Source organism: Plantibacter lichenum (assembly GCF_050587525.1).
GTDB lineage: Bacteria > Actinomycetota > Actinomycetes > Actinomycetales > Microbacteriaceae > Plantibacter.
The window spans coordinates 144,863-156,888 of record NZ_JBOBFT010000012.1 but is presented as its reverse complement, the minus strand read 5'-3'; the positions used below and the strand labels follow the sequence as shown (position 1 = coordinate 156,888).

Genomic DNA, 12,026 nt, shown 5'->3' with positions numbered 1-12,026 from the left:
GGGGCGGGCGCAGTCGGCGCTGCCGGGGCGGGCTCGACGGGTGCGTCGGTCGACGGGACCTCTGCCGGTGCTTCAGCGGCGGGTGCCGCTGCAGGCTCCGGAGCGGCCTCGGCAGGCGCCTCGGGCTCGGCGGCTGCCGAACCGGAGCCGTCACCGATCGTCACGAGCGGAGTTCCGACCTCGACGGTCTCGTCCTCCTGCACGAGGATGGCTTCGATGATGCCGGCCACTGGCGAAGGGATCTCGGTGTCCACCTTGTCGGTGGAGACTTCGAGCAGCGGCTCGTCGACCTCCACCGCATCGCCGACGTTCTTGAGCCAGCGGGTGACCGTACCCTCGGTGACACTCTCGCCGAGTGCCGGGAGGCTGACGGATTCGCTCATGACGTTGTCTCCTTTGAAACCTGTTCTGTGTTCTCTGCCTGGTGGGGGTGTGACATGCTCATCGCCTTACAGCGCGTGGAGCGGCTTGCCGGCGAGAGCGAGGAACGCTTCGCCGAGTGCTTCGTTCTGCGTGGGGTGCGCGTGGATGAGAGGAGCGATGTCCTCCGGGTACGCTTCCCAGTTGACCGCGAGCTGGCCTTCGGCGATGAGCTCACCGACGCGGGCGCCGATCATGTGCACACCGATGACGGGACCGTCGTTGACGCGGACGACCTTGATCGAGCCGCTCGTGCCGATGATCTCGCTCTTGCCGTTGCCGGCGAGGTTGTAGTCGTACGCAGTGATCTTGTCCGCGCCGTACTGCTCCGCGGCCTTCGCCTCGGTGAGGCCGACCGACGCGACCTCGGGGTCGCAGTAGGTGACCTTGGGGATATTGACGTCGGGGATGATGACCGGGTTCAGTCCGGCGAGTTCCTCGGCGACGAAGATGCCCTGCTGGAAGCCACGGTGCGCGAGCTGCAGGCCGGGGACGATGTCGCCGACGGCGTAGACGCCCGGGATGTTCGTCTCGAGGCGGTCGTTCGTGGGGACAAAGCCGCGGTCGAGCGTGACGCCGACCTCTTCGAAGCCCATGTTCGCCGTGGACGGTCCGCGGCCGACGGCCACGAGCAGGAGGTCAGCGTCGAAGGTCTTGCCGTCTTCGAGCGTGATGTGCACGCCTTCGTCGTTCTGCGTGACGCTCTGGAAGCGCACACCGAGCGAGAACTCGATGCCGCGCTTGCGGAAGGCCCGCTCGAGGAGCTTGGAGATGGCCTCGTCCTCGTTGGGGACGAGGTGGGGGAGCGCCTCGATGATGACAACCTCGGTGCCGAACGACTTCCAGACGCTCGCGAATTCGACGCCGATGACGCCGCCGCCGAGGACCGCGACCTTCTTCGGGATGAAGTCGAGGGCGAGGGCCTGCTCGCTCGTGATGACCTTGCCGCCGATCTCGAGACCGGGCAGCGAGCGGCTGTAGGAGCCCGTCGCGAGGATGACGTTCTTGCCGACGATCGTGTCGTCGCCCACCTGGACGGTCGTGGGAGAGGTCAGACGACCCTCGCCCTCGATCGTGGTGATGCCACGTGCCTTCACGAGGCCCTGGAGACCCTTGTACTTCTTGGCGACGATGCCCTCGCGGTACGCGGTGACGCCGGCGATGTCGACACCGTCGAAGGTGGTGTTGACGCCGTACTTGGACGACTCACGCGAGACATCGGCCACCTCTGCTGCGTGGAGCAGCGCTTTGGTGGGGATGCAGCCGCGGTGCAAGCACGTGCCGCCGACCTTGTCCTTCTCGATGAGACCGACGCTGAAGCCCAGCTCGCTGGCGCGAAGCGCAGCGGCATAACCACCGCTTCCGCCTCCGAGGACTACCAGGTCAAATTTCTGCTCGGACACTCCGTTTGCTCCTTGTATCTGTGCTTCGTGGGCGATCGGCAACCGTCGCGGTGTGGGCGGCGTCGTGGCAAGTCGTGTTGCCCCCTATGACCTTACTACGCGCGGGAAAACTCCTCGGCCATAGCCAGGAGTGTCCGGACCGCGACACCCGTCGGGCCCTTGGTCGTGAAGCCCGCCGCGCCGTCGGGGCGGTTGCCGCTCCCGGCGATGTCGAGGTGAGCCCAGGGGATGCGTTCCTCGTCGTCGTGCGCGGCGGTGCCGATGAACTCCTGGAGGAACACGCCGGCGATGAGTGCGCCCGCCGCAGTGTTGCCCGGCTTGGCGTTGGCGATGTCGGCGACGTCGGAAGAGAGGACTTCGCGCAGCTCAGGCGGGAGCGGCATCGGCCACATCTGCTCGCCGGTCTCCTCTGCGGCCGTGATGACCTCGGTGACCAGGTCGACGTCGCCCATGACTGCCGTGTAGCTTGTGCCGAGCGCGACGACGGCGGCACCAGTGAGGGTCGCGACGTCGATGATCGCGTCGGGGTGCTCCTCACTCGCGGCCACGAGGCCGTCGGCGAGGACGAGTCGGCCTTCCGCGTCCGTGTTGAGGACCTCGACGGTCTGGCCGCCGCGGATCGTCAGCACGTCGTTCGGGCGGATCGCGGTGCCAGACGGGAGGTTCTCGGCGAGGCACAGCCACGCCGTCACCTGGACGGGCAGCCGCAGCTCGGCGACGGCCTTGAGCACCGCGAGGACCGTGGCGGCGCCCGTCATGTCGTACTTCATACCGACCATCGACGCCGGCGGTTTAAGGGAGAGTCCGCCGCTGTCGAAGGTGATGCCCTTGCCGACGAGCGCGAGGTGCACCGACGCACCCTCTGGTGCGTAGCCGAGGCGGACGAGACGGGGGAGTCGTGACGATCCCTGGCCGACGCCGAGGATGCCGCCGAAGCCGTCGGCTTCGAGCTCATGCTCGTCCCAGACCTTCACGTCGACCGGCAGCTCGGCTACGGCCGCCGCGGCCGCCTCTGCGAAGCTCTGCGGGAACAGCTCCCGCGGCGGCGTGTTGACGAGGTCCTTCACGAGCGCGATGGCCTCAGCGACGGCGATCGGTCGGTCGGTGCCCACCTCGACGCCCTCGGGGACCACGACGGTCACCTCGGCGACGGCGGGCTTCGGCGCGCTCGAACCGGTTCCCTTGAACTCGGTGAAACGGTAGGTGCCGAGCGCAGCGCCCTCGAGGAGTGCTTCGGCGTCGTCGGCGGAGTCGAGCGGGATGGCGAACGCGACGTGTGCGACGCCCGCGAGCTTGCGGGTGGCGGCGCCGGCCGCGCGGCGCAGTGCGTCTGCGTCGAAGTACTTGCCGAGTCCGATGATCGCGACGGCGGCGCTCCGGCCGGTCGGGTCGGTCAGTCGTACGAGCTCGTCCGCTGCTCCTGTGACGCCGAGGACCGCGAGGCGGTCGGCGATGCCCGCATAGGCCTCCGGGGCGTGGAGAGTGGGCCCCTCGGCGCCTGACGTGGCGCCGAGGACGACGACATCGGCCTCGATCTCCTCGGCCGGCGTGGACAGGACATGGAGGAGAGGATGCGTCATGCCTCCATCGTAGGCTCGACGCCTGGGACGCGCCCGGAGGCATCGCCGTGTTCGCTCTGAGCGGTGCTCCGACCGCGGTCGGCCGCTCCGGCCACCTTTAGAGTTGAACCATGCAGACGCCAGAGGACCTCTACGAGGTGTACCCGGAGATCGATGTTCCCATCGGTCTCCACCTTGTCGCGGGCCTGACGGGCTTCTCGGACGCGGGCGGCGCGGTGGGGCAACTCATCGAGCACCTCGGCGACGTCCTCGACTCCACGGTCGTCGCGGAGTTCGACGTCGACACGCTCCTCGACTACCGTGCACGGCGTCCCATCATCTACTTCGACCAGGATCACCTGTCGGACTACCGCCCCGCGACGCTCACGCTGTCGCTCGCGAAGGACGAACTCGGCGCGCCGTTCCTGCTCCTCACCGGCTTCGAGCCGGACTTCCAATGGGAGCGGTTCGTGACGGCGGTGCTCCAGCTCGTCGATCGATTCCAGGTCGCGAGCACGACCTGGGTGCACGCCATCCCGATGCCGGTTCCGCACACGCGCGACATCGGTGTGACGGTGAGCGGCAACCGCTTCGACCTCATCGAGTCGATGTCGGTCTGGCGCCCGCACACGCAGGTTCCTTCCAACGTCCTGCACCTGCTCGAATACCGCCTCTTCCAGCGGGGGGACAGCGTCACGGGGTTCGTGCTCCTCATTCCCCACTACCTCGCGGACACGGAGTTCCCGTCCGCCGCGGTGCTCTCGCTCGAGAGCATCAGCGCGGCCACGGGGCTCATCTTCCCGACCGACCAGCTGCGGGAGGACGGACGCGACTTCATCGCGAAGATCGACGAACAGGTCGCCTCCAATCACGAGCTCGGCAAGCTCGTCGGGACGCTCGAGGAGCGCTACGACGCATATATGGAGGACCAGACGCCTCGCTCCCCGCTCACCGACGAGGACGGCGAGCTGCCCTCCGCCGATGAGATCGCGGCCGAGCTCGAGAAGTTCCTCGCGGGCCGTCGCCACGGCGAGGACGGACTCCCGGGGCTGTAGCGGCTTCCCTCCCTTCGACAGGCTCAGGCACCGGTCCGGTCGCTGTGCCGAACGTGGCCGTCGTGTCGTACCCGGTCGCTCAGCGGCCCCGGTCACTGAGCCTGTCGAAGTGCGCGCGACACCGGTGACTACGCTGGAGAGGTGAATTCGCGTCGCGTCGCCTGGGTCTTCGGAGTCGGAGCGTTCGCCTACCTGATCACGATCATGCAGCGCTCGACGCTCGGCGTCGCAGCGGTCGACGCGACCGCGCGCTTCCACATCGACGCCGCGGCGCTGTCGACGCTCGCCGTCGCCCAGCTCGCCGTGTACGCGGCCATGCAGGTGCCGGTCGGCGTCCTCATCGATCGCTGGGGTCCGCGTCGCCTGATCATCGGCGGCCTCACCGTCGTCACGCTCGGACAGGTCGCCCTCGCCCTCACCCACGACCTCGGCGGGGCGATCGCCGGCCGGATGCTCGTCGGCCTCGGCGACGCGACGGTCTTCACGTCCGTCCTCCGCCTCGTGAACTCGTGGTTCCCGCCGAGGCGTGTGCCGATCGCCTCCCAGTGGGTGGGCAACCTCGGGCAGATCGGTCAGGTGCTCTCGGCCGTCCCATTCTCCTTCGTCCTTCACCGCCTCGGCTGGGAGACCGCCTTCCTCTCCGCGGCCGGACTCGTGGTGTTCGCTCTCGTGCTCGTCGTGCTGGTGGTCGCCGACCGTCCGCCGGGCGTCGTCGAGGGGCCGCGACCCGCCACATGGGGCCACGCAGTGCAGCAGGTGGCGCTGAGCTTCCGGCATCCAGGGACCCGTCTGGGGTTCTGGTCCCACTTCGTGACGCAGTCCTCCGGCACCGTCCTGACGCTGCTCTGGGGGTTCCCCTTCATGGTCTACGCGCTCGGATATCCGCAGCCCCTCGCGGCGTCGCTCCTCATCGTCATCGTCGTGGCCGGAACGATCTCGGGACCGATCATCGGCCTCCTGAGCGCCAGGTACCCCTATCGACGAAGCAACCTCGTGCTGCTCATCGTCGCGGTCATGGGTGTGGCGTGGACCGTCGTCCTGCTCTGGCCGGGAACGCCACCCATGTGGCTCATCGTGGTCCTCTTCGTCATCGTGGGCGTCGGCGGTCCCGGCTCCCTCATCGGATTCGACTTCGCGCGCACCTTCAACCCGCTGCGCAGCCTCGGCGGTGCGAACGGCATCGTGAACGTCGGCGGATTCCTCGCGAGCTTCGTCATGATGTTCCTCATCGGCGTGGTGATCGACGCCGTGAGCGGGGGGAAGGCCGCGTACACGGTCGACAACTTCCGTCTCGCATTCGCCGTGCAGTACCCCGTCATCGGCTTCGGTGTGGTGATGCTGCTCCTCGCCAGGGCGAAAGCGAGACGCCGGATGACGGCGGAGGAGGGGATCGACGTCGGCCCCCTGTGGATCGCCCTCAGGAACCGCTGGTCCCGTCGCCGCCGCTGATCGACCGGAGTCGGCGCGTGTTCTGCGGGGAGGCGCCGCGTGCTCGCACAGTCTCGCCCGGCCCACGTGAACGTGTGGCACATTTGCGCGCGCTATAATGGAACACGGACCCGTTCACTTCTCGGAATGTCGGCAGCCCTGTTTGGGTTGCACTGCACCAGGACTTGACATGGGTCCTCGTAATGTCCGAAATCACCGGACGATGGGGGATTGGGTCCGCCCAGTCCACTCCCGAACACAGGAAGGTGCAGGTATGGCCACCAAGACCGCTCGCGCCGACGCCCCGGAGGCGTCCGCAGACGAGACCACGGAGCCCCGCGCCACAACGGCCCGGAGCACCACGACCGCGGCACGGAAGCCGGCCGCGAAGGCCGCTCCCGCCAAGACCAAGGCGAAGGCCACCACGAAGAAGGCAGCCGCCGGCGCCGACTCCGAGGACGACGACGATGATGCAGAGGTCGTGATCGAGGCCGTCGCCGTTGTCGTCGACGGCGACGAGACCGCTGAGGTCACCGAGGAAGAGGAAGACAAGTCGGTTCCGGAGATCACGCTCCCCACCGACGCGCTCGTCCTGTCCAACAGCGACGACGACGAGATCCCCGTGTACTCCGCGGCGATCACCGGCGCTACCGCCGACCCCGTCAAGGACTACCTCAAGCAGATCGGTAAAGTCGCACTGCTGAACGCGGCCGAAGAGGTCGAGCTCGCAATGCGCATCGAAGCCGGTCTGTTCGCGGAGGACAAGCTCTCAGCGCTCACCGACATCGAGAAGCGGTCGCAGGCCGGCCGTGAGCTGCAGTGGGTCGCGAAGGACGGCGCTCGCGCCAAGAGCCACCTGCTGGGCGCGAACCTCCGCCTCGTCGTGTCGCTCGCGAAGCGCTACACGGGTCGCGGCATGCAGTTCCTCGACCTCATCCAGGAGGGCAACCTGGGCCTCATCCGTGCCGTCGAGAAGTTCGACTACACGAAGGGCTTCAAGTTCTCCACCTACGCGACGTGGTGGATCCGTCAGGCCATCACGCGCGCCATGGCCGACCAGGCGCGGACCATCCGCATCCCGGTCCACATGGTCGAGGTCATCAACAAGCTCGCCCGCGTGCAGCGTCAGATGCTCCAGGACCTGGGTCGCGAACCCACGCCGGAAGAGCTCAGCCGCGAACTCGACATGACCCCCGAGAAGGTCATCGAGGTGCAGAAGTACGGCCGCGAGCCCATCTCGTTGCACACGCCACTGGGTGAGGACGGCGACAGCGAGTTCGGCGACCTCATCGAGGACACCGAAGCCGTCGTCCCCGCGGACGCGGTGAGCTTCACGATGCTGCAGAAGCAGCTCGAGTCGCTCCTCGACTCCCTGTCGGAGCGCGAAGCCGGAGTCATCCGGATGCGCTTCGGCCTCGGAGACGGCATGCCGAAGACGCTCGACCAGATCGGCGACACCTTCGGCGTCACGCGTGAGCGCATTCGCCAGATCGAGTCCAAGACGATGGCGAAGCTGCGTCACCCGAGCCGCTCGCAGTCGCTCCGCGACTACCTCGAGTAGGCCCGTGCGCTACGCCCCGGCGATCCTCGTCGGTCGGCTCGTCAGAACCCTCGCTCGGCTGCGCAAGCCGGGCGGGGGCTCTGCCGTACCCGGCCTCGTCGTGAACAAGCTCGCCCCAGGATTCCTGCCACGCACGCTCAACTCCTTCCCGCGCGGTCTCGTGATCGTGAGCGGGTCGAGCGGCAAGTCGACCACCACGAAGATGCTCGTCGCGATCCTCCGTGCGCACGGCGTCTCCGTCTTCACGAACCCGTCCACGGCGAACATCAGTCAGGGACTCACCTCCGCACTCCTCGAGCGCGCGAATCTGCGTGGCAGGATCGACGCCGAGCTCGGTGTGCTGGAGATGGACGAGGGCCACGGCGCCCTCATCGCTCCGCAGCTGCGGCCGGAGCACGTCATCCTCACGAACGTGTCCGTCGACCAGATCGACCGGTTCCACGATTCGGCGATGGTGCAGCGGATGCTCGACACGATCGCCTCGCGTTCGACGGGTTCACTCGTGCTGAACGGCGACGACGCGCTCGTCGACACGCTCGCGTCCGGTTCCTCGGCTCGTCGTGAACGGTACGGCGTGTCCGCAGCGGTGCTCGAGGCGAGTCCTCGCGGGCTCGGCTACACGGAGACCTCCGCGGAACGCGTCGACGGCGCCTCCGGCACCGTGGTCGAAACGCTCGCCGGTACGGCGACCACGATCGTCCACAAGGGCGTGCCCGTGGAGCTGACGCTGCCGGCACGCGGTGTGCACTACGCCGTGGACGCTGCCGCGGCCCTCTCCGGAGCGGCTTCGATCCTCGGCGCACAGTTCGATCCCGCCGTCGCCGTCTCGGCGTTCGCGGAGCTGACCCCGGTCTTCGGGCGGGGCGAGGTCACGACCGTTCGCGGCCAGGAGGTCGAGTTCGTGCTCGTGCAGAACCCCGCCAGCTTCCAGCTGAACGTCGACAGCCTCGACGCGGACACGGAGCAGATCCTGTTCGCGATCGGCAGCGATGTGCGCGACCCGTCCTATCTCTGGCCCGTCGACGCTTCCCGCCTCGGACGCGTGTCGATCGTGTCCGGACTGAAGGCCTGGGAAGCAGCACTCCAGCTCGGGTACGACGGCGTCGAGATCGATCGCGTCGTTCCAGACCTCTCGGAAGCGCTCGACGCGTTCTTCGAGCTTCCTGCACCTCAGCGCGGGCGGAAGACCGTGATCTTCACGGCCGACTCCATGCGGAGGACCAGGGCCCATCTGGGACTCACCTCGAGCGAACAGGACGACGCATGATCACGACGACGATCGTCTCCCTCCTGCCGGAGCGTCTGAACAGCAACGGTGACGCCGAGAACGCCGGCGTGCTCGCGAAGCGGGTCGAGCTGCGCGGCGGCACCGCGAGCGTCGTCGCGGCGGCGACTCCGGCGGACGTCCCCGATGAGGTCCAAGCCGTCGTCATCGGCTCCTGCGACGACCCGTCGGTCGAAGGCGTCCTCGCAGAGCTCGCGGCGTTCCGCCCGCAGCTCGTGGCCTGGATGGAGGCCGGCGTGCCCGTGCTCGCCGTCTCGAACGGCTGGAAGCTCCTCGGCGAACGACTCGAAGTGCGACGCGGCGAATGGGTCGACGGTCTCGGCATCATCTCGGGGGAGTCACCGCTCCGTGATCAGCGCGCGAGTGACGACCTCGTCGCTGACACGACGGCCGGGCTCCGCCTCGTGGGGTACGAGAACCACGCGCGCGACTGGACGCCTGGCGTCGGTGTGCAGCCGCTCGGAACCGCCGTCCACGGCCGTGGGAACGGCAACGGCTCCGAGGGCGCTTCGGTCGGTGCGTTCATCGGCACCCACCTCCACGGGCCCGTGCTCGCGAAGAACCCGGAGCTCGCCGACCGGCTGCTCCGATTCCCGGCGGCATCAGCGGCGTCATCTGCGGCGGGTCACGACGGGGCGTCGTCCGACGAACGCCTCACGGTGCTCGACGATTACGCCGCGAAGGCGCGTGCACAGATCCTCGCCGGTCTGAGCCTCTGAGCCGAGATGCAACGCATGCCGAGAAGCAACGCACTGAGCGTCGAGCCGTTAACGCACCGATCCGCGGATGGTAGGGACCATCCGCGGATCGGAGTCGCTGTGCGAGAGCGGTATTAGGCTCGCTGTTCCTCGAAGAGGCGGCTGGACTCGTCGTGCCACGACGTGGCGACCTGGGTCAGCTTCTCCTGGTACTTCTTTCCGTGGTGAGCGCAGAAGAGGAGTTCTCCGCTGTTCATCTCCACTCGGATGTACGCCTGCGCCCCGCACAGGTCGCAACGATCTGCTGCGGTCAGATGCTGGGCGTCGAGGTCACTGGCCGTGCTCTCTGTGGCTGTCTGTGACATGTGCTCCTCCTGACACTCTGCGGCTACGAACTTCGTAGTACACATGTAATCACGCGTTTGTGGCAACGGCGCCCCATTCGGTGAGTATTTCGCTTTCCGCGTAGATATTCGCAGCAGAGTGTCACCCCGGATGGGTCGGAGGCTGCGACTACGCTGAAGACGTGAGCAGCGATTACTCGGCACGGCACCTGTCCGTCCTCGAAGGCCTCGAGGCCGTCCGGAAGCGTCCGGGCATGTACATCGGGTCGACGGACTCCCGTGGGCTCATGCACTGCCTGTGGGAGATCATCGACAATTCGGTGGACGAGGCCCTCGGCGGGTTCGGCGATGAGATCGAGGTCATCCTCCACAAGGACTCGAGCGTCGAGGTCCGCGACCACGCCCGTGGCATCCCCGTGGACATCGAACCGAAGACCGGCCTGTCCGGCGTCGAAGTCGTCTTCACCAAGCTGCACGCCGGCGGCAAGTTCGGCGGAGGCTCCTACGCCGCGTCCGGCGGTCTGCACGGCGTCGGCGCATCGGTCGTCAACGCGCTCTCGGAGCGTCTCGACGTCGAGGTGGATCGCGGTGGCAAAACCTACGCGATGTCGTTCCACCGCGGTGAACCGGGCAACTTCGCCGATCAGGGAGCGCCGACCCCGGACGCCCCGTTCACGCCGTTCGAGAAGAAGAGCGAGCTGCGGGTCGTCGGCAAGGTCGCCAAGGGCGTCACCGGCACGCGCATCCGCTACTGGGCGGATCGCCAGATCTTCACGAAGGGCACCCGCTTCCAGGCGGAGGAGCTCCTCGGCCGGGCGCGCCAGACGGCGTTCCTCATCAAGGGGCTCGGCCTCACGATCCGTGACGAGACGGGTGAGACGCCAGTCGAGACGCCGTACCGCTACGAGGGCGGCATCTCCGAGTTTGTCGACTACTTGGCGGGGGACACCCCGATCACGGACACCTGGCGCCTCACGGGTACCGGGACGTTCTCGGAGACGGTTCCCGTGCTCTCGTCCACCGGTGCGATGGTCGCGACCGAGGTGCAGCGTGAGGCAGAGGTCGACATCGCCCTCCGCTGGGGCACGGGCTACGAGACCGTCGTCCGCAGCTTCGTCAACATCATCTCCACGCCCAAGGGCGGAACGCACCAGCTCGGGTTCGACCAGGGCATGCTGAAGTTCCTCCGCGCCCAGGTGGAGCAGAACGCTCGCCGCCTCAAGGTCGGCAACGACAAGCTCGAGAAGGACGACGTCCTCGCCGGGCTCACGGCCGTGCTCACGGTGCGGCTGCCGGAACCGCAGTTCGAGGGGCAGACGAAGGAGATCCTCGGCACGCCGGCGGTCCGCGCCATCGTCGCGAACGTCGTGCAGACCGCCCTCAAGGAGCGGTTCGCGTCCGCGAAGCGCGATGACAAGGCGCAGACGGCGCTCGTGCTCGAGAAGGTCGTCGCGGAGATGAAATCGCGCATCTCCGCGCGCACCCACAAGGAGACCCAGCGCCGGAAGAACGCGCTCGAGAACTCGTCGCTTCCTGCGAAGCTCGTCGACTGCCGCTCCGGCAACCTCGAGTCGAGCGAACTCTTCATCGTCGAGGGCGACTCCGCGCTCGGCACGGCGAAGGTCGCAAGGGACAGCTCGTACCAGGCGCTCCTGCCCATTCGCGGCAAGATCCTCAACGTGCAGAAAGCGTCCGTCTCCGACATGCTGTCGAACGCCGAGTGCGCGTCGATCATCCAGGTCATCGGCGCCGGTTCCGGCCGTTCCTTCGACCTCGAGGCGGCCCGCTACGGCAAGATCATCCTCATGTCGGACGCCGATGTCGACGGTGCGCACATCCGCACCCTGCTCCTGACGCTCTTCTTCCGGTACATGCGTCCGATGATCGAGGCCGGTCGGGTCTTCGCGGCCGTTCCGCCGCTGCACCGGGTGGTTGCGATCAATCCGGGTTCGAAGCCGAACGAGACGATCTATACCTATTCGGAGGCCGAACTGCAGGGCGTCCTCGCGGGCCTCAAACGCACGAACCGCAAGTACCAGGAGCCCATCCAGCGGTACAAAGGCCTCGGTGAGATGGACGCCGATCAGTTGGCGAATACGACCATGGACCGCCGCCACCGCACGTTGCGTCGTGTGAACGTCCAGGACGCGGAGATGGCAGGCAAGGTCTTCGAGCTCCTCATGGGCAATGACGTCGCTCCGCGCAAGGAGTTCATCATCGACAGCTCCGATCGACTCTCACGCGACAGCATCGACGTCTAGCACGGGCGACCG

The 12,026-nt window shown here is 67.5% G+C and carries 10 protein-coding genes; 6 read left to right on the top strand and 4 right to left on the bottom strand.

What is annotated here, in order from left to right; all coding sequences use genetic code 11:
* The 3 genes from ACQ3HB_RS16405 to ACQ3HB_RS16395 all read right to left on the bottom strand — a co-directional run.
* Positions 1 to 383, bottom strand: a 383-nt coding sequence (locus ACQ3HB_RS16405) for a biotin/lipoyl-containing protein (protein WP_430921400.1), incomplete at its 3' end; no start/stop codon positions are given.
* A 66-nt stretch (positions 384 to 449) separates the two neighbouring features.
* Positions 450 to 1,823: a dihydrolipoyl dehydrogenase gene (gene lpdA / locus ACQ3HB_RS16400; RefSeq protein ID WP_430921399.1), complete on the bottom strand. Its 1,374-nt coding sequence runs from the start codon at positions 1,821 to 1,823 to the stop codon at positions 450 to 452.
* Positions 1,824 to 1,918: 95 nt separating this feature from the next.
* Positions 1,919 to 3,403, bottom strand: coding sequence for a leucyl aminopeptidase (locus tag ACQ3HB_RS16395; RefSeq protein WP_430921397.1), 1,485 nt, complete (start codon positions 3,401 to 3,403; stop codon positions 1,919 to 1,921).
* A 110-nt stretch (positions 3,404 to 3,513) separates the two neighbouring features.
* Here ACQ3HB_RS16395 and ACQ3HB_RS16390 point away from each other — a divergent pair, with 110 nt between their 5' ends.
* The 5 genes from ACQ3HB_RS16390 (at position 3,514) to ACQ3HB_RS16370 (ending at position 9,430) form a co-directional block, all read left to right on the top strand.
* Positions 3,514 to 4,437 (top strand): proteasome assembly chaperone family protein, encoded by a 924-nt coding sequence (locus tag ACQ3HB_RS16390; RefSeq protein ID WP_430921395.1) that lies wholly within the window; start codon positions 3,514 to 3,516, stop codon positions 4,435 to 4,437.
* 141 nt (positions 4,438 to 4,578) lie between these two features.
* Complete coding sequence (locus ACQ3HB_RS16385) at positions 4,579 to 5,886, top strand: MFS transporter (protein WP_430921393.1); 1,308 nt, start codon at positions 4,579 to 4,581, stop codon at positions 5,884 to 5,886.
* 253 nt (positions 5,887 to 6,139) lie between these two features.
* On the top strand, positions 6,140 to 7,426 hold the full coding sequence (locus ACQ3HB_RS16380; protein WP_430921392.1) for an RNA polymerase sigma factor: 1,287 nt from the start codon (positions 6,140 to 6,142) through the stop codon (positions 7,424 to 7,426).
* Between the two features lie 4 nt (positions 7,427 to 7,430).
* Positions 7,431 to 8,693, top strand: coding sequence for a MurT ligase domain-containing protein (locus ACQ3HB_RS16375; RefSeq protein WP_430921391.1), 1,263 nt, complete (start codon positions 7,431 to 7,433; stop codon positions 8,691 to 8,693).
* On the top strand, positions 8,690 to 9,430 hold the full coding sequence (locus tag ACQ3HB_RS16370; protein WP_430921389.1) for a type 1 glutamine amidotransferase: 741 nt from the start codon (positions 8,690 to 8,692) through the stop codon (positions 9,428 to 9,430). The genes ACQ3HB_RS16375 and ACQ3HB_RS16370 overlap by 4 nt, the downstream gene beginning before the upstream one ends.
* A 113-nt stretch (positions 9,431 to 9,543) precedes the next feature.
* Here the strand turns inward: ACQ3HB_RS16370 and ACQ3HB_RS16365 are convergent, their stop codons facing one another.
* On the bottom strand, positions 9,544 to 9,774 hold the full coding sequence (locus ACQ3HB_RS16365) for a DUF7455 domain-containing protein (RefSeq protein ID WP_430921387.1): 231 nt from the start codon (positions 9,772 to 9,774) through the stop codon (positions 9,544 to 9,546).
* 161 nt (positions 9,775 to 9,935) lie between these two features.
* Here ACQ3HB_RS16365 and ACQ3HB_RS16360 point away from each other — a divergent pair, with 161 nt between their 5' ends.
* Positions 9,936 to 12,014 (top strand): DNA gyrase/topoisomerase IV subunit B, encoded by a 2,079-nt coding sequence (locus ACQ3HB_RS16360; RefSeq protein ID WP_430921385.1) that lies wholly within the window; start codon positions 9,936 to 9,938, stop codon positions 12,012 to 12,014.
* Positions 12,015 to 12,026 lie beyond the last annotated feature (12 nt).

Bases quoted from the DNA above. Each gene is read 5' to 3' on its own strand.
- ACQ3HB_RS16370 (WP_430921389.1), top strand. From the start codon at position 8,690: ATGATCACGACGACGATCGTCTCCCTCCTGCCGGAGCGTCTGAACAGC.
- ACQ3HB_RS16365 (WP_430921387.1), bottom strand. From the start codon at position 9,774: ATGTCACAGACAGCCACAGAGAGCACGGCCAGTGACCTCGACGCCCAG.
- ACQ3HB_RS16390 (WP_430921395.1), top strand. From the start codon at position 3,514: ATGCAGACGCCAGAGGACCTCTACGAGGTGTACCCGGAGATCGATGTT.
- ACQ3HB_RS16380 (WP_430921392.1), top strand. From the start codon at position 6,140: ATGGCCACCAAGACCGCTCGCGCCGACGCCCCGGAGGCGTCCGCAGAC.
- ACQ3HB_RS16395 (WP_430921397.1), bottom strand. From the start codon at position 3,403: ATGACGCATCCTCTCCTCCATGTCCTGTCCACGCCGGCCGAGGAGATC.